The organism is Terrabacter sp. Soil810 (assembly GCF_001429645.1).
Classification (GTDB): Bacteria; Actinomycetota; Actinomycetes; order Actinomycetales; family Dermatophilaceae; genus Terrabacter.
In genome coordinates, this window is record NZ_LMSW01000001.1 from 476,393 (window position 1) to 498,045 (window position 21,653).

Here is a 21,653-nt window from a genome sequence, read left to right on the forward strand (position 1 = left end):
CACCCGACCCCGAGGGTCGAGTGGGCGCTCCCGCGCGGTGCGGCGTCGCTCAGGCGAGCGCGTCGATGATCTCGTTGAAGGTCGTGGACGGACGCATCACGGAGGCCACCTTGGCCGGGTCGGGGCGGTAGTAGCCGCCGATGTCGACCGAGTGGCCCTGGGCGTCGACGAGCTCCTGGGAGATCGTGGCGATGCTGTCGGAGAGGGCCTTGGCCACCGGGGCGAAGGTCTCGGCCAGCGCGGCGTCGTCGGTCTGAGCCGCGAGCTCCTGCGCCCAGTAGAGGGCGAGCCACACGTGGCTGCCCCGGTTGTCGATCTGGCCGACCTTGCGGGCCGGGCCCTTGTTCTCGTCGAGGAGCGTGCCCGTCGCGCGGTCGAGCGTCTCGCCGAGCACCCGGGCCCGCGGGTTGTCGGTGACATCCGCCAGGTGCTCGAAGCTGACCGCCAGGGCGAGGAACTCGCCGAGGCTGTCCCAGCGCAGGTAGTTCTCCTGGACGAGCTGCTGGACGTGCTTGGGCGCCGAGCCGCCGGCGCCCGTCTCGAAGAGGCCACCGCCGTTGATGAGTGGGACGACCGACAGCATCTTGGCCGACGTGCCGAGCTCGAGGATCGGGAAGAGGTCGGTGAGGTAGTCGCGCAGGACGTTGCCCGTGACCGAGATCGTGTCCTCGCCCTTGCGGATGCGGCCGAGGGAGTAGGCGATCGCGTCGGTCGGCTTCATGATCCCGATGATGAGGCCGTCGGTGTCGTGCTCGGTGAGGTACTCGGTGACCTTGGCGATGAGGTTCGCGTCGTGGGCGCGGTCGGCGTCGAGCCAGAAGATCGCCGGAGTGCCCGTCGCGCGGGCGCGGGTGACCGCGAGCTTGACCCAGTCGCGGATCGGCACGTCCTTGGTCTGGCAGGCGCGCCAGATGTCGCCGGCCGAGACAGCGTGCTCGAGCAGCGCCGCTCCGGAGCCGTCGACGACGCGAACCGTCCCGTCGGCCGGGATCTCGAAGGTCTTGTCGTGGCTGCCGTACTCCTCGGCCGCCTGTGCCATGAGGCCGACGTTGGAGACCGAGCCCATCGTCGACGGGTCGTAGGCGCCGTTGGCGCGGCAGTCGTCGAGGACGACCTGGTAGATGCCGGCGTACGAGCTGTCGGGCAGGACGGCGAGCGTGTCCTGCTCGGCGCCGTCGCGGTCCCACATGTGGCCCGACGTGCGGATCATCGCCGGCATCGACGCGTCGACGATGACGTCGCTCGGCACGTGGAGGTTGGTGATGCCCTTGTTCGAGTCGACCATGGCGATGGCCGGGCCGTCCTCGAAGCCCTGCTTCACGGCGGCCTCGACCTCGGCCCGCTCGTCGGCCGGCAGTCCCTCGACGGCCTTGAGCACGGCGCCCAGCCCGTCGTTGGGGGACGCGCCGACGGACGCCAGCGAGCCGGCATACGTCTCGAAGACGTCGGGGAAGAAGGCGCGCACGACGTGGCCGAAGATGATGGGGTCGGAGACCTTCATCATCGTCGCCTTGAGGTGCACCGAGAAGAGGACGCCCTCGGCCTTGGCCCGCTGGACCTGCTCGGAGAGGAAGTCGCGCAGCTTGGCCACGTCCATGAACGTCGCGTCGACGACCTCGCCGGCGAGGACGGGGATCGACTCCTTGAGCACGGTGGTGGACCCGTCGGCACCGACGAGCTCGACGCGCAGGGTGTCGTCGGCCGACAGCACGACGGACGTCTCGTTGTGCCGGAAGTCGTGCGCCGCCATCGTCGCGACGTTCGTCCTGCAGTCGGCGCTCCACGCCCCCATGGAGTGCGGGTGCTTGCGGGCGTAGCTCTTCACCGACGCCGGCGCGCGGCGGTCCGAGTTGCCTTCGCGCAGAACGGAGTTGACGGCCGAGCCCTTGATCTTGTCGTAGGCCGCCCGGGCCGCCTTCTCCTCGTCGGTGGACGGGTTGTCGGGGTAGTCGGGCAGGGCGTAGCCGGCGGCCTGCAGCTCGGCGACCGCGGCCTTGAGCTGCGGGATCGACGCCGACACGTTGGGCAGCTTGATGATGTTGGCCTCGGGCGTCTTGGCCAGGGCGCCGAGCTCGGCCAGGGCGTCGCTGACGCGCTGCTCAGGCTTCAGGGCGTCGGGGAACGCGGCGATGATGCGACCCGACAGCGAGATGTCACGCGTCTCGACCTCGACGCCGGCCTGCTTGGCGAAGGCCGAGACGATGGGCAGCAGCGAGGCCGTGGCCAGGGCGGGCGCCTCGTCCGTGTGCGTGTAGATGATTGTCGAGTCCAACGCGGGTGCTCCGTTCGGGTTGCTGTTCGTGCCGAGATCCGGTCTTCGTGGATCTGCGAATAAATCTTGATGTCAAGATATCCGATGCGGGGCGACCGTGGGGCCGCCGTCCCATCCTGCCGGGGTGGCCTGCGCCACGCCAGAGACCCCCGCCCTAGGCTGGAGCGGGTGAGCACCGACCCGCGCAGCGACGCCGACGTCCCCACACCTACCCGCGGCATCGACCCGGCCACCGCCCGGCACCTGCACCACGTGCTGGCCACAGAGCAGCGCCGCGGGCGGCTGCCGTCGGTCGCCGCCGGGATCGTGCGCGACGGCGACCTCGCCTGGTCGGATGCCGTCGGGACGCTCGACGGGCGCGCCGCAGGGGAGGCGGCCGACACCGACACGCAGTACCGCATGGGTTCCATCACGAAGACCTTCGTCGCAGTGGCCGTGATGCGTCTGCGCGACGCCGGTCGCCTCGACCTGCTCGACCGGTTCGAGGACCACGTGCCCGGCTCGGCGCTGGGCGGCGCGACGATCGCGCAGCTGCTCTCGCACGGCGCCGGTGTGCAGGCCGAGACGAACGGCGCGTGGTGGGAGCGCACGCCCGGTGGCGACTGGGATGAGCTGGCAGGGCCGGGCGCGGGATCGCCTGTGGAACAGCGGTTCCGGGCCGGTCGGCGCTTCCACTACACGAACGTCGGCTTCGCGGCGCTCGGCGAGCTCGTGGCCAGGGCGCACGGCACCGACTGGTTCGACGTGGTCCGTCGTGACCTGCTCGAGCCGCTCGGCATGTCTCGCACGACCACACGCCCCACCGGTCGCGCGGCCCACGGGCTCGCGGTGCACCCCTTCGCCGACGTCCTCCTGACCGAGCCCGAGCACGACGCCGGCGCGATGGCCCCGGCCGGCCAGCTGTGGACCACGGTGCAGGACCTGTCGCGCTGGGCCGCCTTCGCCGGTGGTGAGACGGGCGACGTGCTGTCGGGGGACACGCTCGCCGAGATGTACGAGCCGCACACCGTCGTCGACAACCCCGGCCAGGCGTGGACGACCTCCCACGGGCTCGGCTGGCAGGTCTGGAACGTCGACGGCACGAGGTATGCCGGTCACGGCGGCTCGATGCCCGGTTTTCTCGCGGGCCTGCGGGTCGACGTCGAGAGCGGAGACGGCGTCGTCGTCCTCGCGAACTCGACGAGCGGCATGGGCCAGGTGGCGACCGACCTGCTCGCGGCCTTCGTCGAGCGCGAGCCGCGCACCCCGGAGCCCTGGCACGCGGCCGGCGACCCGACCGCGCTCGACCTGGTCGGCACGTGGCACTGGGGCCCCTCGGTGTCCACTGCCCGCCTCGTCGGTGAGCACCTCGTGCTCGGCGAGCCGGGTCAGGCCCGCGGATCGCGCTTCGCACCGACCGGACCTGACGAGTGGGTCGGCCTGGACGGCTACTACACGGGCGAGCCGCTCCGGGTGGTGCGGGCCACCGACGGCTCGCCTTCACACCTGGACCTCGCGTCGTTCCGGTTCACGCGTACGGCCTACGACCCGGCGGCCGACGTGCCCGGCGGCGTCGACGAGGGCGGTTGGCGCTAGTGCCGGACTCACCCGACCTGTCGAGGCTCGTCTGGCCCCGGCTCACCGACCGGCTCGCGCTGCGGCCGCTCACCCTCGACGACGTCGACGCCGTCCACGCGTACCGCAGCCTGCCCGAGGTCGTCGTCCACCTCAGCCACGACGTGCTCAGCCGTGAGCAGGTGCTGACCCGGGTCGCCCAGCGCGTCGAACGCGGCCGCGCCGGTGCCGAGGAGCCGCTCCTCGGTCTCGCCGTCGAGGAGCGGCGCACGGGTCGCGTCGTCGGCGACGTGATGCTGCGGCTCGAGCCGTGCCACAGCATCGCCAGCACCCCGGCGCGCGAGTGGGAGGGGACGATCGGCTACGCGCTGCACCCGGACGCGCAGGGCCGCGGACTGGCGGCCGAGGCGGCTGCCGAGCTGCTCGTCATCGGTTTCCGCGACCTGGGGCTGCGCCGGATCACGGCCGACGCCTACGCCGACAACATCGCCTCGAACCGCGTGCTGCGCCGCATCGGGATGCGTCACGAGGCCACGATCCGGGCGAAGTCGCTCGGCAAGGACGGCACCTGGCTCGACGACAACATGTGGGCCCTGCTGCGCGAGGAGTGGCCCGTCTGAGCCGAGCGGCGCCCCCGCAACCCGCCCGTCGTATGCCGTCCCCACTCGCCGACCGAACGCGGCGTTCGGTGCCGAACGCGCTGCTGGAACACTGAGTTCGAGACCGAACGCCGCGTTCGGGGGAGCTGCGGGGCGTGGCGTCAGCTCGTGTGGTCCGACCGTGCGACGAGGGCCTCGATGCCGTCGAGCAGGAGCCCCAGGCCGTAGGCGAACTCCTCGTCGAAGAAGTCCTCGTCGTCGTCTCCGAGGGCCTCGGGACCGGCTGTCGCGAGCCGGGGGAAGCTCGCGGGGTCGATGAGGGCCCCGATGAGCTGGAGGTAGGCGCCCTGCGGACTGTCGGGGTCCACGGGCCCGGTGAGTCCCATCTGGATCGTCTGGCGGACGTGGTTCTGGCCCCAGCCGTCGATGGCGAGCAGGGCGGAGAGTCGTTGCTGGCTCGTCAGGGGGAGGCCTTCGAGGGCTTCGAGTCCCGACTCCATCCAGCCGATCATGTTGGGGGTCAGCGGCGGCGCGCTCTGGCGCGCCTCGGTGGTCCACGGGTGGGCGAGTCGCCGCGCACTGATCTCCCGGGCCCACCGGGTGATCCTCCGGCGCCAGTCCTCGTCGGCGGCGTAGCGCAGGTCCGGCGGCCCGTAGGCGACGTCGACCATGACGGACGACAGCTCGTCCTTGCTGTCGACGTAGCGGTAGAGCGACATCGTCGTGAAGCCGACCGCCTGGGCGACGCTCTTCATCGAGATGGCGTCGAGCCCCTCGGCGTCGGCGATCTCCACCGCGGCAGCGCCGATCTCGCGGATGCTCCGTCCCGGCTTGGGACCGCGGCGCCCCTCGGACTCGCGGCCCCAGAGCAGCTGGAGGTAGCGCGGCAGGTCGGTCATGGGCCCATCCTAGTCAACTGCTTGCGCGATACGCAGATGCGGCGTACCTTTCCGTGTGCCAGATAAACACTATGTCACATACGCAGATTGTGAGGAGCTCGCTGTGTCATCGTCCGTCACCTCCCCGCCTCGAGCCGGCCGTCGCGAGTGGACCGCGCTCGCCGTCCTCTGCCTGCCCCTGCTCATCGTCTCGATGGACGTCTCCGTCCTCTTCTTCGCCGTGCCGCACATCGCCGAGTCGCTGTCACCGACCGCGAACCAGCTGCTCTGGATCTTCGACATCTACGGGTTCGTGCTCGCCGGTCTGCTCCTGACGATGGGCGGCCTGGCCGACCGCTTCGGCCGGCGACGGCTGCTCCTCGCCGGCGCGCTCGCCTTCGGCGTCGCCTCGGTCCTCGCGGCGTATGCCCCGACCGCCGGTTGGCTCATCGCCGCCCGGGCCCTGCTCGGGGTGGGCGGCGCTACGCTCATGCCGAGCACCCTCGCGATCATCCGCAACCTCTTCAACGCCGACGACGAGCGTGCCAAGGCCGTCGGGGTCTGGTCCGCGGTCATGGCGGGCGGCGTCGGCATCGGTCCGATCATCTCCGGCATCCTGCTCGAGCACTACTGGTGGGGCTCGGTCTTCCTCATCAACGTGCCGGTCATGCTCGCGCTGCTCGTGGTGGCGCCGTTCCTGCTCCCCGAGTCGCGCTCGGAGGCGAGCCGGGTCGACGTCGTCAGCGCGGTGCTCTCGCTGCTCGCCATCCTCCCCGTCATCCACGTGCTCAAGCAGCTCGCCTCGGACGGCTGGTCACCGGCACTGATGCCGTATGCCGTCGTAGGCCTGGGCGCGGCCGTGGTCTTCGTGAGGCGTCAGTCGCGCATCGACAGCCCGATGGTCGACCCGCGGCTGTTCGCCCACCGGGGGTTCGGGGGCTCCATCGCCGTGCAGGTGATCGGGATGTTCGGCGTCATGGGCAATGCCGTGCTCATGACGCAGTACCTCCAGTCGGTCCTCGGCTACAGCCCGCTCGCGGCGGCGCTGTGGAGCCTGCTGCCCTCGATCGCCGTCGGTGCGGCGGCTCCGACGGCTGCCGCGGTGTCGCTGCGGGTCGGTCGCCCGATCGTCATGGCGACCGGGTTCGTCGTGGCCGCCGTCGGCTACATCGCCATGAGGTCCGCCGGAGCCGAGTCGTCGATCTGGGTCGCTCTCGTCTGCGCGTCCCTCGTGGCGATGGGCCTCGTGTCCGTCGCGACGCTCGTGACGGAGTACGCGATCGGCGTGGCGCCGGCCGAACGTGCCGGATCGGTGTCGGCCCTCGTCGAGACGGCGGGGGAGCTCGGCGGGGCGCTCGGGATGGCGGTCCTCGGCAGCGTCCTCGGGGCCGTGTATGCGGCCCGGATGGACGTGCTGCTGCCCGCGGGTCTCCCGCCGGGGGCCCGTGATGCCGCCCAGCAGACGCTGGGGGAGGCCGGGGTCGTCGCGGCGCGGCTCGGCGGAGCGCAGGGGCAGGCGGTCCTCGAGGCCGCGCGGACGGCATACGTCGACGGGATGCACGTCAGCGACGTCGTCGCGGCCGGGCTGCTCCTCGTCGGCGCGGTCGTCGCGCTCACCACGCTCCCGCGGCACCGACCCGATGAGCCCGCCCGCACCGGTGTCGAGGTCGACAGGTCGTTCCAGTCGACGTGACGTCGGCTGACACGGGTGTGGGCCACGCACCGGAAGGGAGTCCGGCGCGTGGCCCACGGTCTGCCGCGACCGCTTGGGTAGGAGTCGGTCGGGCCTCGAGACACGTCGAGGGGTCAGGCGTGCTGTCGGGTCAGCACCAGGGGTAGACGAACAGGCTGCTGTCGCCGGCGCGGTGGTCGGCGAGGAGCAGGCTGAACGGCACCGGGTCGGGCACGCCGCTGATGTCGGCCCCGGGTCGGACCGTGACGCCGAGCGACTCGACGGCGTAGGTCAGGTCGACCCCGTTCTTGGCCACGGCCCCGAGCAGTCCGGCGCTCCGCAGGGTGGAGATGCCGGACTGCATGCAGGACGTGTCCGGAGATGCGGAGGCCGAGCCGGCCGTCGTCAGGACGGCGGCGGAGGCCAGGGCGGCCGCTGCGGCGATCGGGAACATCCTCATGCGTGACTCCTTCGTCAGTCCCCGAGTGTCTATGGTTTGTCCAATGTTTGGACAGTCCTGATTCAAGGGCCCGTGGCGCCTGTTGTCAATGGTTTGTCGAGGGTTGAGTCTCACGATCCCGACTGGTGGTCGGCGTTGCCTCGGGCGCGGCAGTCCGATCGGCCGGCTCGGGGGTCGGGTGCGGCCGGCGGGGCCACCAGAAGCGGTCGCCGAGGACCACCGCGATGGCCGGGACGAGGAGCGTGCGCACGACGAGCGTGTCGAGCAGGACGCCGATGCAGATGATGACGCCGATCTGGGCCAGGACGACCAGCGGCAGGACGCCGAGCACCGCGAAGACGGCGGCGAGCAGGATGCCTGCACTCGTGATGACGCCACCCGTCGCCGCCAGGCCGCGCAGCATGCCCTCACGAGAGCCGTGGCGCCGGGCCTCCTCTCGTGCTCGCGTCACGAGGAAGATGTTGTAGTCGACACCCAGGGCCACGAGGAAGACGAAGGCGAAGAGGGGTGCGCTGTCGTCGAGCGCGGAGAAGTCGAAGACCTTGCTGAAGATCCACCACGAGGCGCCGATGCTGGCGAGGTAGGTCGCGACGACGGTGGAGACGAGCACCATCGGGGCGACGATCGACCGCAGCAGCACGACGAGGGCGAGCAGGACGAGGGCGAGCACGAGCGGGAAGATGACGAGCCGGTCGCGAGCCGAGGCCTCCGCCTGGTCGAGGGCCACGGCCTCGGTGCCCGCGACGTGGCTCTCGGGCAGCGAGGTCAGGGCGGCGCGCAGGGCCACCACGGTGTCTGCGGCAGCCTCGGACCCTGGGGCCGCCTCGATGACGGCGTCGATCTCTGCCACCCCGTTGCCCTGGTTGACCATCCGGGCGCCGGCGATGCCCTCGACCCCCTTGGCAGCGGCGGTCACGGCCTGCGGGTCGTTGGTCGTCATGATGATGGCGGGGTCGGCGCTACCGGCGGGGAACGACTGGGCCAGGCGCTCGCCCGCCGAGATGGCCTCCGGCTTCTGAAGGAACTGGTCCGAGGTCTTGAGGCCGGTGTCGATGAAGGCGATGCCCGTGGCCAGCACCGCGAGCCCGACGAGAGTGATGCTGATGATGCGCTTGGGGTGCGCGGCGACGCGGTTGCCGACCTTGCGCCACAGCGACGTGCCGTCGGCCAGAGCGGCCTCGCCCTCACGCGGCACGCGCGGCCAGAAGATCCATCGGTCGAAGATGACGAGGGCGGCGGGCAGCACGATGAGCACGAAGGCCGCGGCCACGACGATCCCGACGGCGCAGGCGAGCCCGAGGCCACGCGTCGCCGGGAAGAGCGAGAGCAGTAGCGTCAGCAGGCCGATGACGACCGTGACCGAGCTGGAGAGGACGGCCTCGGCCGTGCGGCGCAGGGCGAGCGACATCGCCTCGCGCCGGTCGTGGTGGCGGCGCAGCTCGTCGCGGTAGCGGGAGATGAGCAGCAGGGCGTAGTCGGTGCCGGCGCCGAACACGAGCACCGAGAGGATGCCGATCGTCGACTCGTCCCACACGACGTCGAACACCGCGAGGGTGTGGGTGGCGAGCACGGCGGCCAGCCGGTCGGCCACGCCGACGACGATGAGCGGGAAGATCCAGAGGATCGGGCTGCGGTAGGTGATGACGAGGAGCAGCGCCACGACCGAAGCGGTCGCGATGAGCAGGCGCGTGTTCGCCCCGGAGAAGACGGCTGCCAGGTCCGCCTGGACCGCGGCCGGGCCCGTGACCTGCGCGGTGACCCCGTCGGGCAGGTCGGCCTTGACGGTCGCCCGGATCTTCTTGACGGCCTCGGCGGTCGCGGTGGCGTCGCTGTCGTCAACCGGCACGACCGCGAGCACTGCCGTGCCGTCCTGGCTGCGCTGCAGCGGCACCCGGCCGGCACCCGGCACCTGCGCGAGCCGGGCCTCGATCGCGCTGTCGGTGCTGGGCGACAGCTGTCCGGAGTCCGTGCTGAAGACGATGACGGCCGTCGACCCCTCCACCTCGGGCAGTTGCTCGCGAAGCTCGATCGCCTGCGCGCTGTCCGAGCCGATGGGCAGGGCGTCGGTCGCTGACGCGGTGCGCGTCGCCTCACCGACGGCGCTGACGACTCCCATCGCCCCGGCCAGGGCGAGGATGACGATGGCCACCGCCCACCATTTGCGTGTGATCCTGTCGGTCACCGAGCTCACGAGTACCTCCGCTAAGATGAGTAAGCAAGTTACTCAGAAGATTACTAAGTTGGTGAGTGACATTAGCAGCAAACAGAGCGACCGCCAATCGCCGCCTGAGGGCGGTGCTGCCGTCGGCAGCGCCAGAGGCAGTGTCGAGGCTGCGCCGCGCCTGAGCGCGGCGACCGGCGTGCCGAACTGGCGGCTCACCGGAACACTCTCGGCCCTGCAGGAGCTCGTCGAGGTCGCCGAGGCGGTGCCCGCGGTCGTGGCGCGCCAGGCCGGTCTCAGCACCTCTGAGCTGCACTCGCTCCGTCACCTCATGCGCGGTCCCATGGGGCCCGTTGACCTCGCCAAGGTGCTGGGGGTGACCTCGGCGGCTTCGTCGGGCGTCGTGGACCGCCTCTGCAGCCACGGCCACGCCGTGCGGCGTCCGCATCCCGACGACGGCCGTCGCACCGAGGTGGTCATCACCGACAGCGGGCGCGCCGAGGTGACGGCCCGGATGCGGCCGATGTTCGTGGCACTGGCGGAGCTCGACGGCTCCCTGACGGACGACGAGCGGGTCGTCGTCGAGCGCTACCTGCGCGGCGCGACTGCCGCGATGCGCAACCTCACGACCTGAGGCTCAGGCGGGCAGCTGCCCCCTCAGCAGGCTGTCGCCCGAGTGCGCCGGCTTGTCGTCGAACTGCTCCTTGGAGACGTCGACGACGACGTAGCCCTGGTCGATGAGGTCCTGGCTGATCGGGAAGGTGTCCGACTCGCCGGGACGCAGCACGCCGACGGAGACCATCCGCTTGCCGTCGGTGTTGATGAGCCAGACCTCGAGGTAGCCGTCGCCGGCATCGAGCGGACGGTCCGTCACGACGCTGAGGTCGAGCCCGTCCCCGGCGCGCACGACCGAGGCCTCGCCCTCTCGCTGGCGTGTGTCGAGGGTCTCCAGGGCGACCTGCGAGACACGCCCGCTGTCGTCAGGGGCCCAGATGGCCCGCCCGGCGAGCAGTCCCACGACGAGGCTGGCCGCCACGAGAGCGGCGCCCCACGCCGCGGCACGTCGGCGCGTCGCACGAGCGGACGCCGCCGTGATCGGCCTGACCGTCGCGTCCGCGGGGACGGGTTCGGGGGCGTATGCCGTCCCCGCCGTCGCCGGGGGACCCGTCGGGTTCGCGGGTCGGCCGGGTCGGTCGTCGGCGTCCGTCCCGGACGGACGCTCGTCCCGTGGCTGGGAGGTCTCCGCGGGCGTGGTCGCGGGTCCGGTGTCGGGTCCCGCCACGGTGGCGGGGGCCGGTCCGGCATCGGCTGGGGTGTCGGGCTCGGCGTCGATCTGGGCGGCCACGCGCGCCCAGACGGCGTCGTCGGGAGCCTGCCAGCCGGCATGCGCCAGCGGTCCTGAGGCGAGGCGCAGGGTGCGGCGCAGCTGCTCCACCGACGCGGAGCACACGGCGCACTGCTCGACGTGGGCAGAACGATCGGCCTCGACCTTCTCGCCCAGGGCGAGGTCGACGAGATCGTCGTCAGTCGGATGCGACACGTTCCACCTCCTTGAGTCGGTCTCTCAGCTCGAGCAGTCCCCGCCTGACGTGGCTCTTCACGGTGCCGAGGGGCATCTCGAGCGTGCGGGCGATGTCATCGTGCGTGCGGTCCTCGATGAAAGCCATTCGGAGCACGGTCGCTCGCGGATCGCCCATGCGCTCCAGCTCGTGGACGAGGAGCAGTCGTTCGGCCCAGTCGGAGTCGTGCGTGGTCGTCGGCTCGGTGACCACCTCGGACGCGAGCGCCTGCAGGTTTCGGTGGGTGCGGTAGCGCTGCGTGCGCACGTCGGCGACGCGGTGCTTCGTGATGCCCACGAGCCATGCCGCCGGCGACCCGCGGTCGGGTCGGAGGGTGGCGCGTCCCCGCCAGGCGGCGACAAACACCTGCTGGACGACGTCCTCGGCGTCCTCCCTGGTGCCGAGGGCGCGCAGGGCGATGGTGTGCACGAGGGGGGACCAGCGGCGGTACATCTCGGCGAGGGCCTCGCGGTCCCCGCCGATCAACCGGACGGCGAGCTCGGCGGACTCGACGTCAGGGTCCTCGTGCACGTGCACGGACCCACCTAACCACGTCCGGCTCACGCGAGCGGCTCGGCGGTCACGACGACGTTCTCGTCGTAGCGGTGCTGCTCGCGGTCGAAGTCGCCCCCGCACGTCACGACGTGGAGCAGTGCAGGTCCGTCGCGGGCGAAGAGGGCGGCGAGGTCGAGCGTCGTCTTGCGGACCTGGGTCACCGACGTGACGGCATACCTCGTCCTCATCTCGCCCGACCGCACCGTGATGACGTCGCCCGTGCGCAGCTCCTCGACGGCCGCGATGGGGCCGATCCCGTAGCCCGGCATGTCGAGGTGCGCCGCGAGGACCGTCGACCCGGCGTCGTCGCCGGGCCGCGGGCCGTAGCGGTACCAGCCCATCTGCGCCGGCGTCTCCGGGAGCGCCATCTCGCCGTCACGGGCGACGCCCACCGGCACGACCCGCATGTCGATGCCGAGACGGCGGATCGTCAGGCGGTCGGGGGCCGCCGCGGTCGCGCCCGCCTGCTGCGTCGCCGGGCGGACCCCCGGTTGTGTCAGACCGGCCGACCCGGTCGTCCCGGCCGGCGACCCCGGCGACCCCGGCTGCGGGGGAGAGGTCGTGGGGTCGCCGGCGGTGGGTGCGGCGGTGCCGGTGACGCCCGCCCCGGACGCCGCTGGGAGGGCGGCGTCGGAGTCACGCGTCAGCCACGCCGTGCCCACGCCCGCCAGGAGGGCGGCCGCGAGCGCGGCGACCGCCCCCCTGGACGGGCTCGACGCCCGGGCCCGGGAGCGGCCCGATCCTGGGTCGACGGTGCGGTTCATCTCGGTCGTTCGCGACGGGTGCGTAGCGGGTCAGCGGATCCCGGCGGCGCGGCGGCGCGACACGAGGACGAGCCCGCCCACGGCGGCAGCGGCACCGATGACGGTCGCGTATCGGGCCACCTCCGAGGAATCTCGGGCCGCAGCGGCCTGGCCGCCCGCCCCGGCCGGGACTCCACCCGGGGCCGAGTGCATGCCGGAGAGGGTCTGGACCGCGAGCTCCAGGTTCTTGTCGGCGGCGCTGCCCCACGCGTACACGATCGTGTTGGTGCCCTCTTTGAGGTCGAGGTCAGCTGGGCCGATCGCGACGGTGTCGGTCCCCGCGAGGACGACGTCGGCCGAGATCGTGCCGGCGGGCACGTCGGCCTTGGCCTCGTTCGGGTTCGTGAGGTTCTTGAAGGCCGCCGTGCCGTTGGCCCGGACGTCGACCGCGGGGGCGGCGGCCGTGTGGCGCACGGTGATCCGCGCCTTGCCGGCATCGATCGTGGACGTGTCGTTGACGAAGGGTGTGAGGACCGGCTTGCCCGCCTCGGACAGGTGCGCGACGACCGTGACGTTGGCGCCGCCCGGCACCTTGACGTCGTTGGCCTCGATGACGGCTGCGCCACCGGCGCCCGCCCCGGCCTGCGTGACCTTGAGGTCGTAGGTGCCCTCGGGGAGCATCAGCGGATCGGTCAGCGTGCCGGGCTTGAAGTCTGTCAGAAGGGCCTTGCCGTTGGCGTAGACGTCGACCGTCGCGCCGGGCACGGCGTGGAGGATCGAGACCGTGGCGTCGGCCGCGTGGGCCGGGGCCGCGAGGAAGGCGGCCGGAGCGAGGGCGAGGGTCGTGGCGGCGGCGATGCGAAGCGACTTCATGGTCGTTCCTTTCCAGAGGGGTGAGTGCTCGAGTGCGACGGGGCCGCGCTCGGGTGGGAGGTGCATCCGGGAGGGGAGGCGGTGGCGTGCGGTGCGGACCTCGGGGCCGCGCGGGAGGGCGTCAGAGGTCGGCGGGGCGCAGGACGAGGACGATGCCGTGCGCGATCTGCCGGTTGCCCTGGTTGATGTCGAGCGCCCGCGGGTTGAGCAGGGGGTCGGCATCGTTGCGGTCGCCGTCGACGAGGCGGACGAGCTTGAGCCAGCGCGACAGCACGTCGACCTTGATGCTCGTGCCGGGGAGCGCCGTCGCCAGCATCGCGCCGTCGGACCGGAGGGCCTGCGACGAGGTGATGGGGCCGCCCGGGACGACGTGATAGAGCAGCACCTGCTCCAGGACGTCGATGCCGACGGCGCCGGCGAGCGCCTGGAAGACCTTCGTCTCGGAGCCGTACCAGCGGCCCGTCAGGTCGGCGGCGAGGACCTGGAAGGCCCGGTCGTTGGGGATGAAGGCCGTCAGCGGCACGTCACCGTGCGTCAGCAGGCCCACCGGGCTGTCGGGCTTGGCCGCGAGGACGGCGAGGACCGCCTCGGTGACGATGTCGTAGTCGTACCAGTTGCCGTCGAACTGGTTGCCGTCCGCGAGCAGCACGTCGGCGAGGCTCGTGGTTCCGCTCGGGGTGGCTGCGGCGACCACCGATGACTGGGCGCGCGATGCACTCGATGCGCTGGACGCAGCAGGGGCGGCGACAGCGGCAGGGACGGCGAGGGCGCCGGCCAGGGCCGCGACGACGGGGACGAGATGACGCTTCTTCACGGTCGGTCCTCTCTTCGGGAGCGACGGCGTCGTGTGCCGTCTGCTCCTACTTCCGAGAACGTGCCGTGCAGGGATGCACCTACCGCGAACTTTCTTCTCGCGGTGGGGGGCGTGCTGCGTCAGAGGTGCGCGTTGACCGCCTCGGCCGCGCGCTGGCCGGAGACGAGGGCGCCCTGGATCGACGCCGTGTCCCGGTGGTCGCCGCACACGAAGACGCCGTCGCCGAGCGTGACCGGGGCGCGGACCACGAGGGGTGGCGTCATCGCCGGCAGCGCGGCCTCGACGCGATGGCGGGTGACGACACGCCAGTCGGAGGTGTCGCAGCCGTAGATCTCACCGACGTGTCGCAGGACGTCGGCCTCGGACGCGTCCCCGTCGGGCCGGTCGAGCAGGCACGTCGCCTCGACGAGGTGCTTCGTCGGTGGGGCGTAGCTCGGGGCTGCTGCCGTCATGACGGCGGTGTTCCACACAGGGCCGGGTGGGGCGGAGTCGTGGCGCCGCCCGTCGACCGCGACGAGCGGGAGGGAGTGGGGCGGCTCCGGTGCGTCGAACCACCACGTGACGAGGCCCTTGGTCGGAGGCTCGGGGAGGGTGGTGAGGTTGGCCGCGCCGATCGGGTCGGTGGCCACCACGGCGCTGCGGGCGTGCAGGTGCCGGCCGTCGACGCGGACGTCCACGCCGCCGTGCACGGGCGTGATGGACTCGACGTGGCTGCGCAGCCGGACGCGGTCGCCGAGCGGCTTGGCCACCTGCTCGGGCAGGGCGTGCATGCCCGTCGCCGGCACCGCCGGCCGGCCGAGGGCGAACATCCGCACGAGCAGCTTCGTGAAGTTGGCCGACGACCCTCCGTGGCTGTCGACGAGGACCCCGGCGAGGAAGGGGTCGAGCACCTCACGGCGGAGGCGGCCGGTGACGCCGGCCTCGTCGAGCGACTCCGCGAGGGTCGAGTCCTGCTGTGCCAGAACGGTCTTCGGGTCTGCCATGACGCGTGCCGTCCACCGGGTGACGCCGGCGAGCTCGCGTGGGTGGAGGTAGCCGCTGCGCATCGTCTGGGCGAGGAGCCGGGGCTCGCGCATCGGGTCGGCGAGCACCTGCAGGCCGTTGGTGCGGCGCACCAGCACGCCGGACCCGAAGGGCTTGAGGTCGAGCGTCGACACGTCGACCCAGCGTCGGACCGCCGGGTAGGCGGGGTTGAGCACCTGGAAGCCACGGTCGCACCGGAAGCCGTCGACCACGTCGGTGCGGATCCGGCCGCCGACACCGTCGCTCGACTCGAGGACGACGACCTCGTGACCGAGCTCGGTCAGCCGTCGCGCGCACCGCAGCCCTGCCAGTCCTGCCCCGACGATGACGACGTCAGCGTCCACGAAGGATCACCCCACTGCTCGAGTCCGGCCCCCGTCGCAGCGTAGACCTCGCGGGGTGGCCGCGGGAGGGGCCGAGGACGGCGTCCGCAGCCCGCGCCCTGCCGGCGTCGCGTCGCGCCGCCCGCGGTCTCCTCGACGCGTGCCGAGCAGGCCGACGCCGAAGGGCGCCCCGACCCCGCGAGGTTCTCGGCGGCGACCTCAACCGCGCAGGCGCACCGACAGGCAGGTGACGCAGCCCTCGAGCTTCTCGAACTCGGAGATGTCGACGGTCGTCACGTCGTGCCCGCGAGCCGCGAGCAGCTGGGCGGTGCGAGGCGCGGAGGCCGACATGAGCACCGACATGCCACCGAGCAGGACGACGTGGGCGCCGGACTCCTCCGGGACGGCGAGGAACTCGGGCCACGCAGACAGGTCGTCGACGAGCGGCGGGTAGCCCAGCACCGTGCCGTCGGGCAGGGCCGTCACCGCGGACTTGAGGTGCAGCACCTTCGACACCGGCACGGGGACCACCTCGACGCGATGTCCGTCCCAGGCGCGTCGCAGCTGGTCGACGCCGGCGAGGTTCGTGCGCCCGCCGACACCCACCCAGACGACGTGTCCGTGCTTGAGCACGTCCCCGCCGTCGAGGGTGCCGGGCTCCTCGACCTCGACGGTGCGGTAGCCGTATGCCTCGACGGCCTCGCGGACGCCGGCCCGCTCGGCCCGTCGCTCGGGCGCGCCGGACCGGCACAGCACCGCGACGTCCCCGTGCACGACGACCTGGTCCTCGATGAACACGCCGTCGGGGCAGTCGTCGACGGGTGGCGCCTCGACGACGGACCAGCCGCGCCGGCGGAGGACGTCGACGTACTCCTGCCACTGGCGCAGTGCCAGCCCGACGTCGACGGATCCCGAGCGCTCGATGTGCGTCACGATCCCGTCCGCGAGTCGGGGGGAGGGTCGGCGGACGAGCGCGAGACGACGGTGCACGCGCTCACTCTAGGGGCGTCGCACACCCCGGCCGACGGGGCGCGTCCGCCCTCAGTGGGCGAGGGTCGGCTTCTCGTCCGACCGTGCCGTCGGCCACCAGCCCTGCGTCTGCGCCGTGTGGGTCAGCTGCTCGCGGTAGGCCGATCCGGCCGCGCGCACGCATCGCTCGACGTCCTCGTCGTCGAGCGCCCCGAGGCGCCACCGCAGGAGGCGTCGGGCCGTGATCGGCTGGTCGCACAGCGGACGCAGCACCCCACCCGGCGGGGCGGACGCGGTGGGGACCGCGAAGGACACCGCTCGCCCGGCGACCACGGCCGGCCACAGCGGTCCGAGGTCGTGCGGTCCGTAGGTCGACCGCAGGGTGACGCCGAGGCGAGCGATGACGGCGCTCGTCGTCTCGGAGCCCGGGTCGACCTCGGTCGGCGGCAGGATCCAGTCCTCGCCGGCCAGCTCCGTGATGTCGACGCACCGCTGCGACGCGAGCGGGTGCGACGCGGACAGGGCGACGAGCAGCGGCTCGCGCTCGACGATGACCCGCTCGCCGATCATGGCGCGCGGCCCTTCCTCGCGTCGGTCGGCCACGAGCGCGATGACGACCGCGACGTCGACCCGGCCGTCGCTGATCGCCTCGGTCGTGGTGCCGCCGGTGAGCGGCGGCACCGGCATCAACGGACGTCGCATGTCCGTCGCGTAGGCGTGGCTGACGAAGGACGTGAAGTAGCGCATCGAGTCCGACGTGATCCGCAGCGGCGCGTCGCTCGCCCGGTGGGTGCGGACGTCCTCGCGCAGTGCCGCCACCTCGTCCAGGACCGTCCGGGCCCGCGACACGACGCGCTCACCGATGGCGGTGCAGGCGACCCCGTCCCCGCTCGGGCGGAACAAAGTGCACCCGAGGGCTCGCTCGATGCGCCCCACCTCGGACCCGAGGGTCGCCGCGGACACCCCGAGCACGGCCGCGGCGGCGGGGATGCTGCCCTGCTGCGCGACCACCGCGACGACGCGCAGGTGTCCGACCTCGAGCTCCACGTACCCGAGCGTAGGGCGCACGCCCGACGGCGCCACCCGGGACGCCGTGGGCCTCCCGCGGCGATCCGGGCTTCAATGGGATTGACCCTCACGTGGCGTGAGGCGTCAGGCTCGATCCATGACCGGAAGGACGCAGGAGATGACCACCTGGACGGTGGGGCAGGTCGCCGACCTCTTCGACGTGACGGTGCGCACGCTGCACCACTACGACGAGATCGGCCTGCTCGTCCCGAGCGAGCGCTCGCGGGCGGGCTATCGGCTCTACACCGCCGAGGACCTCACGCGGCTCCAGCAGGTCGTGGTCTACCGGCGGCTCGAGATGCCGCTCGAGGAGATCGCGACCCTGCTCGACCGCGGCGAGGACGCGGCCGACCACCTGCGCCGTCAACGCGCGACGGTCATGACCCGGCTGGACGAGCTGCGCGAGCTCGTCTCGGCCATCGACCGAGCACTGGAGAGAGAGATGAACGACCAGCCCGCCACGACCGAGGACCTCAAGGAGCTCTTCGGTGACGGCTTCACGGACGAGTACGAGCAGGAGGCTCAGGAGCGCTGGGGCGAGACCGACGCGTGGAAGCAGTCACGGTCGCGCACGAAGCGCTACACCAAGGCCGACTGGGAGCAGGTCAAGCAGGAGGCCGACGCCGTCAACGCGGCCTTCGTCGCGGCGCTGCGTTCGGGTGAGCCGGCGTCGGGCGAGGCGGCCATGGACGCCGCCGAGCAGCACCGCCGGCACATCCACGACCGCTTCTACGACCTCGACCACACCTTCCACCGGGGCCTGGCCGACATGTACGTCGCCGACCCCCGCTTCACGAAGACGTACGAGGACATCGCACCCGGCCTCGCGGCATACGTCCGCGACGCGATCCACGCCAACGCCGACCGCCACGCGACGGGCGGCTGAGCACGGGACGCGCCTGACCGACAGGTGAACGCGGCGGGGGAGGGCGACCTCCCCCGCCGTAACCTTGGCGCATGCGAGTTGGTGTCTTCGGTGCAACGGGTCAGGTGGGCGGCGTCATGCGCGCCCTTCTCGAGGAGCGGGACTTCCCGGTCACGCAGGTGCGGTTCTTCGCGTCCACGCGCTCGGCCGGCACGACGCTTCCCTTCAAGGGTGAGGACGTCGTCGTCGAGGACTCCGCGACGGCCGACTTCTCCGGCATCGACATCGCGCTCTTCTCCAACGGCGGCGCGGCCTCGAGGGAGCTCGCGCCGAAGGTCGCCGCCGCCGGCGCCGTCGTCGTCGACAACTCCAGCGCCTGGCGCAAGGACCCCGAGGTCCCGCTCGTCGTCTCGGAGGTCAACGCCGCAGACCTCGGCGACATCCCGAAGGGCATCGTCGCCAACCCCAACTGCACGACGATGGCCGCAATGCCGGTGCTCAAGCCGCTGCACGACAGGGCCGGCCTCGTGCGCCTGCACGTCTCGAGCTACCAGGCCGTGAGCGGCTCCGGCGGCGCGGGCGTCCAGGAGCTCGACCGCCAGCTAAGGGGGGCGTATGCCGCGGGCGACCCCACCGGGCTCGCGCTCGACGGGCGCGCGGTGGCCGTGCCCGAGGCGCAGCTGTATGCCGTCCCCGTCGGCTTCAACGTCGTGCCCCTCGCGGGGTCGGTCGTCGACGACGGCTCCCTCGAGACCGACGAGGAGCAGAAGCTGCGCAACGAGTCGCGCAAGATCCTGCACGCCCCCGACCTCCGGGTCTCGGGCACGTGCGTGCGCGTCCCCGTCTTCACCGGGCACAGCCTCGCGATCCACGCCGAGTTCGAGGGTGACATCTCGCCCGAGGAGGCGCTCGACCTGCTCAAGAACGCACCGGGCGTCATCGTCACCGACGTGCCCAACCCACTCGAGGCGGCCGGTCGCGACGAGGTCTTCGTCGGGCGCGTGCGGGCCGACCAGGCGGCGCCCGAAGGCAAGGGCCTCGTGCTCTTCGTCGTCGGCGACAACCTGCGCAAGGGTGCGGCCCTCAACGCCGTCCAGATCGCCGAGGAGCTGCTCGCCCGCCGCTGAGGCCCGCCACCCCACTCGCGCACCACCCCACTCGCCCAACACACCGTGCAGGTCACAACCCACCGGGATCGGATCGCGGTGGGTTGTGACCTGAACGGTGTGTTGCGGGGAGACTTCGTTCGGGGACGCCGGGGCGGTGTCCGGGCGGTCGCATAGGCTCGGGGCGTGACGGAGAACCTCGCGGCCGCGACCCATCGGACGGCCACCGCCCCCGGGCTCTTCGTCTGCTTCGAGGGAGGTGACGGGGCCGGCAAGTCGACCCAGGTGCGCCTGCTCACCGACGTGCTCGAGCAGCGTGGACGTGAGGTCGTCGTGACGCGCCAGCCCGGCGGCACGCCGCTCGGCGCGCAGATCCGCGAGCTCGTGCTGCACGGCGACCACGTGGCGGCCCGGGCCGAGGCACTGCTCTTCGCGGCCGACAAGGCCCACCACGTCGACCAGCTGATCAAGCCGGCGCTCGCCGGTGGCTCCGTGGTCATCACCGACCGCTACGTCGACAGCGCGATCACCTACCAGGGGGCCGGTCGCGAGCTCGGTCGCGACGAGATCACCGCGCTCCAGCACTGGGCCGTCGGAGGCCTGCTGCCCGACCTGACGATCGTCCTCGACGTCTCGCCCGAGGTGGGGCGCCAGCGGCGCGGCGACACCCACGACCGCCTCGAGTCCGAGGCCGACGCCTTTCACGCCGCGGTCCGTCGCGGCTACCTCGAGCTCGCGGCCGCCGACCCCGAGCGCTACCTCGTCCTCGACGCGAGCGAGTCGGTCGAGCGCCTCCACGCCGGCATCGTCGACGGCGTCGACCGTGTGATGGCGGCCCGTCGATGACCGTCTGGGCCGACCTCGTCGGCCAGCAGCCCACCATCGAGACGCTGTCGCGCGCCGTCAGCGACGAGTCGGCGATGACGCACGCCTGGCTCTTCACGGGCCCGCCCGGGTCCGGTCGCTCGACCGCGGCCCGGGCGTTCGCCGCGGCCCTGCAGTGCCCCGACGGCGGGTGCGGTCAGTGCCGTGAGTGCCGCACCGCCCTCGACGGCAGCCACGCCGACGTCAAGGTCGTGGCCACCGAGGGACTGTCGATCAAGGTCGCCGAGGCACGCGCGCTCGTGCAGGAGGCCGCACTCCGACCGTCCGTCGGCCGCTGGCGCATCATCATCATCGAGGACGCCGACCGTCTCACCGCTTACACCGACGCCCCGGCCGACGCGCTGCTCAAGGCCCTCGAGGAGCCGACGCCGCGCACCGTCTGGATGCTCTGCGCCCCGAGCCTCGAGGACGTCATCGTCACGATCCGCTCGCGTTCGCGCCACGTGCGGCTGCGCACCCCTCCCGTCGAGGCCGTCGCCGAGCTGCTGCAGCGCCGCGACGGGGTCGACCCCGCCATGGCGTTGTATGCCGCCCGCGCCGCCCAGTCGCACGTGGGCCTCGCGCGCCGGCTGGCTCGCGACGAGCAGGCCCGCATCCGCCGCCGCGACGTCATCGCCATGGCGACGAAGATCCTCGGCGTCGGCGACGCCATCGGTGCAGCCGCCGACCTGGCCCAGATCGCCGACGAGGAGTCGACCTCCTCGAGCGCCGAGCGCGACGCCGCCGAGAAGGCCCACCTCATGGAGACGCTCGGCGCCGACCCGAGCGCGCGCACCCAGCCGCCCCACATCCGTGCGCAGGTCGCTGCGCTCGAGCGCGAGCAGAAGACCCGCGCGACCCGGTCGGCCCGCGACGTCGTCGACCGGGCCCTCGTCGACCTCACGTCGATCTACCGCGACGCGCTCGTGCTGCGCCTGCGCTCCGAGGTCGACCTCGTCAACCCGGACGCCGTCGACAAGGTGCGCGCACTGGCCGGGGTCTTCGGTCCCGAGCAGCTGCTCGCCGCCATGGACGCCATCAGCGAGGCCCGCGACCGCATCAACGCCAACGTCTCGCCCCTGCTCGCGCTCGAGGCCATGGCCCTGCAGCTGCGGGTGCCACGCGACCTCGGCATCTGACATCCCTCGCGGGCGCCGCCGTGTGAGGTTGTTCATGCACGAAACGGGCAGCCTCGGCGGGTCCGGGCCCCGGCGCGTGCGACAGCCGGCGCGACGGGCAGCCCGCGCGACCCGGCATACGGCCTCGATGCGGTCACGTCCGCAGCTCGGAGGCGG

The 21,653-nt window shown here is 72.3% G+C and carries 20 protein-coding genes; 8 read left to right on the forward strand and 12 right to left on the reverse strand.

Features of this window, described 5'->3' with window-relative positions:
• Positions 1-49 precede the first annotated feature (49 nt).
• A complete protein-coding gene (locus ASG96_RS02100) occupies positions 50-2,272 on the reverse strand; it encodes an NADP-dependent isocitrate dehydrogenase (RefSeq protein WP_057586317.1) in 2,223 nt (740 codons plus the stop codon).
• Between the two features lie 168 nt (positions 2,273-2,440).
• Between ASG96_RS02100 and ASG96_RS02105 the strand changes: the two genes are divergently transcribed.
• Positions 2,441-3,847, forward strand: a complete 1,407-nt coding sequence (locus tag ASG96_RS02105; RefSeq protein WP_235509027.1) for a serine hydrolase — start codon at positions 2,441-2,443, stop codon at positions 3,845-3,847.
• Positions 3,847-4,446, forward strand: coding sequence for a GNAT family N-acetyltransferase (locus tag ASG96_RS02110; protein WP_235509028.1), 600 nt, complete (start codon positions 3,847-3,849; stop codon positions 4,444-4,446). The genes ASG96_RS02105 and ASG96_RS02110 overlap by 1 nt, the downstream gene beginning before the upstream one ends.
• A 140-nt stretch (positions 4,447-4,586) precedes the next feature.
• Here the strand turns inward: ASG96_RS02110 and ASG96_RS02115 are convergent, their stop codons facing one another.
• A complete protein-coding gene (locus tag ASG96_RS02115; RefSeq protein ID WP_057586319.1) occupies positions 4,587-5,324 on the reverse strand; it encodes a TetR/AcrR family transcriptional regulator in 738 nt (245 codons plus the stop codon).
• Between the two features lie 103 nt (positions 5,325-5,427).
• Between ASG96_RS02115 and ASG96_RS02120 the strand changes: the two genes are divergently transcribed.
• Positions 5,428-6,996, forward strand: coding sequence for an MFS transporter (locus ASG96_RS02120; protein ID WP_057586321.1), 1,569 nt, complete (start codon positions 5,428-5,430; stop codon positions 6,994-6,996).
• Positions 6,997-7,126: 130 nt separating this feature from the next.
• On the opposite strand, the gene ASG96_RS02125 is transcribed toward ASG96_RS02120, so the two are convergent.
• Positions 7,127-7,435: a hypothetical protein gene (locus tag ASG96_RS02125; RefSeq protein ID WP_056760095.1), complete on the reverse strand. Its 309-nt coding sequence runs from the start codon at positions 7,433-7,435 to the stop codon at positions 7,127-7,129.
• 85 nt (positions 7,436-7,520) lie between these two features.
• On the reverse strand, positions 7,521-9,584 hold the full coding sequence (locus tag ASG96_RS02130; protein ID WP_235506806.1) for an MMPL family transporter: 2,064 nt from the start codon (positions 9,582-9,584) through the stop codon (positions 7,521-7,523).
• On the opposite strand from ASG96_RS02130, the gene ASG96_RS02135 reads away from it, so the two are divergent.
• The gene (locus ASG96_RS02135) at positions 9,577-10,230 is read left to right on the forward strand and encodes a MarR family winged helix-turn-helix transcriptional regulator (RefSeq protein WP_235509029.1); all 654 of its coding nucleotides are present in this window, start codon (positions 9,577-9,579) and stop codon (positions 10,228-10,230) included. The two genes, ASG96_RS02130 and ASG96_RS02135, sit on opposite strands and share 8 nt — an antisense overlap.
• A gap of 3 nt (positions 10,231-10,233) precedes the next feature.
• Here the strand turns inward: ASG96_RS02135 and ASG96_RS02140 are convergent, their stop codons facing one another.
• The 8 genes from ASG96_RS02140 to ASG96_RS02175 form a co-directional block, all read right to left on the reverse strand.
• Positions 10,234-11,136, reverse strand: a complete 903-nt coding sequence (locus tag ASG96_RS02140) for an anti-sigma factor (protein WP_056760090.1) — start codon at positions 11,134-11,136, stop codon at positions 10,234-10,236.
• The gene (locus tag ASG96_RS02145; protein ID WP_056760088.1) at positions 11,120-11,692 is read right to left on the reverse strand and encodes an RNA polymerase sigma factor; all 573 of its coding nucleotides are present in this window, start codon (positions 11,690-11,692) and stop codon (positions 11,120-11,122) included. The genes ASG96_RS02140 and ASG96_RS02145 overlap by 17 nt, the downstream gene beginning before the upstream one ends.
• Positions 11,693-11,715: 23 nt before the next feature.
• On the reverse strand, positions 11,716-12,474 hold the full coding sequence (locus tag ASG96_RS02150; RefSeq protein WP_082591570.1) for a class F sortase: 759 nt from the start codon (positions 12,472-12,474) through the stop codon (positions 11,716-11,718).
• Positions 12,475-12,504: 30 nt separating this feature from the next.
• On the reverse strand, positions 12,505-13,326 hold the full coding sequence (locus tag ASG96_RS02155) for a DUF4397 domain-containing protein (protein WP_056760084.1): 822 nt from the start codon (positions 13,324-13,326) through the stop codon (positions 12,505-12,507).
• A 121-nt stretch (positions 13,327-13,447) separates the two neighbouring features.
• Positions 13,448-14,140, reverse strand: coding sequence for a fasciclin domain-containing protein (locus ASG96_RS02160; RefSeq protein WP_056760082.1), 693 nt, complete (start codon positions 14,138-14,140; stop codon positions 13,448-13,450).
• Positions 14,141-14,259: 119 nt separating this feature from the next.
• Positions 14,260-15,507, reverse strand: coding sequence for an NAD(P)/FAD-dependent oxidoreductase (locus ASG96_RS02165; RefSeq protein ID WP_056760080.1), 1,248 nt, complete (start codon positions 15,505-15,507; stop codon positions 14,260-14,262).
• A gap of 198 nt (positions 15,508-15,705) precedes the next feature.
• Positions 15,706-16,476, reverse strand: a complete 771-nt coding sequence (gene ddaH, locus ASG96_RS02170; protein ID WP_056760078.1) for a dimethylargininase — start codon at positions 16,474-16,476, stop codon at positions 15,706-15,708.
• Between the two features lie 51 nt (positions 16,477-16,527).
• Complete coding sequence (locus ASG96_RS02175) at positions 16,528-17,502, reverse strand: LysR family transcriptional regulator (RefSeq protein ID WP_057586325.1); 975 nt, start codon at positions 17,500-17,502, stop codon at positions 16,528-16,530.
• 118 nt (positions 17,503-17,620) lie between these two features.
• Between ASG96_RS02175 and ASG96_RS02180 the strand changes: the two genes are divergently transcribed.
• From ASG96_RS02180 to ASG96_RS02195, 4 genes are all read left to right on the forward strand, one after another.
• Complete coding sequence (locus ASG96_RS02180) at positions 17,621-18,409, forward strand: MerR family transcriptional regulator (protein WP_235509030.1); 789 nt, start codon at positions 17,621-17,623, stop codon at positions 18,407-18,409.
• Between the two features lie 71 nt (positions 18,410-18,480).
• Positions 18,481-19,515: an aspartate-semialdehyde dehydrogenase gene (locus tag ASG96_RS02185; protein WP_056760073.1), complete on the forward strand. Its 1,035-nt coding sequence runs from the start codon at positions 18,481-18,483 to the stop codon at positions 19,513-19,515.
• A gap of 165 nt (positions 19,516-19,680) precedes the next feature.
• Positions 19,681-20,340, forward strand: coding sequence for a dTMP kinase (tmk, locus tag ASG96_RS02190; RefSeq protein ID WP_057586330.1), 660 nt, complete (start codon positions 19,681-19,683; stop codon positions 20,338-20,340).
• Positions 20,337-21,497, forward strand: a complete 1,161-nt coding sequence (locus ASG96_RS02195) for a DNA polymerase III subunit delta' (protein ID WP_057586332.1) — start codon at positions 20,337-20,339, stop codon at positions 21,495-21,497. The genes tmk and ASG96_RS02195 overlap by 4 nt, the downstream gene beginning before the upstream one ends.
• Positions 21,498-21,653 lie beyond the last annotated feature (156 nt).

What these genes read in the sequence shown, in the direction of transcription:
- ASG96_RS02155 (WP_056760084.1), bottom strand. Translation starts at nt 13,326, where the DNA reads ATGAAGTCGCTTCGCATCGCCGCCGCCACGACCCTCGCCCTCGCTCCG.
- ASG96_RS02185 (WP_056760073.1), top strand. Translation starts at nt 18,481, where the DNA reads ATGCGAGTTGGTGTCTTCGGTGCAACGGGTCAGGTGGGCGGCGTCATG.
- ASG96_RS02135 (WP_235509029.1), top strand. Translation starts at nt 9,577, where the DNA reads ATGGCCACCGCCCACCATTTGCGTGTGATCCTGTCGGTCACCGAGCTC.
- ASG96_RS02115 (WP_057586319.1), bottom strand. Translation starts at nt 5,324, where the DNA reads ATGACCGACCTGCCGCGCTACCTCCAGCTGCTCTGGGGCCGCGAGTCC.
- ASG96_RS02125 (WP_056760095.1), bottom strand. Translation starts at nt 7,435, where the DNA reads ATGAGGATGTTCCCGATCGCCGCAGCGGCCGCCCTGGCCTCCGCCGCC.
- ASG96_RS02180 (WP_235509030.1), top strand. Translation starts at nt 17,621, where the DNA reads ATGACCGGAAGGACGCAGGAGATGACCACCTGGACGGTGGGGCAGGTC.
- ASG96_RS02150 (WP_082591570.1), bottom strand. Translation starts at nt 12,474, where the DNA reads ATGAACCGCACCGTCGACCCAGGATCGGGCCGCTCCCGGGCCCGGGCG.
- ASG96_RS02195 (WP_057586332.1), top strand. Translation starts at nt 20,337, where the DNA reads ATGACCGTCTGGGCCGACCTCGTCGGCCAGCAGCCCACCATCGAGACG.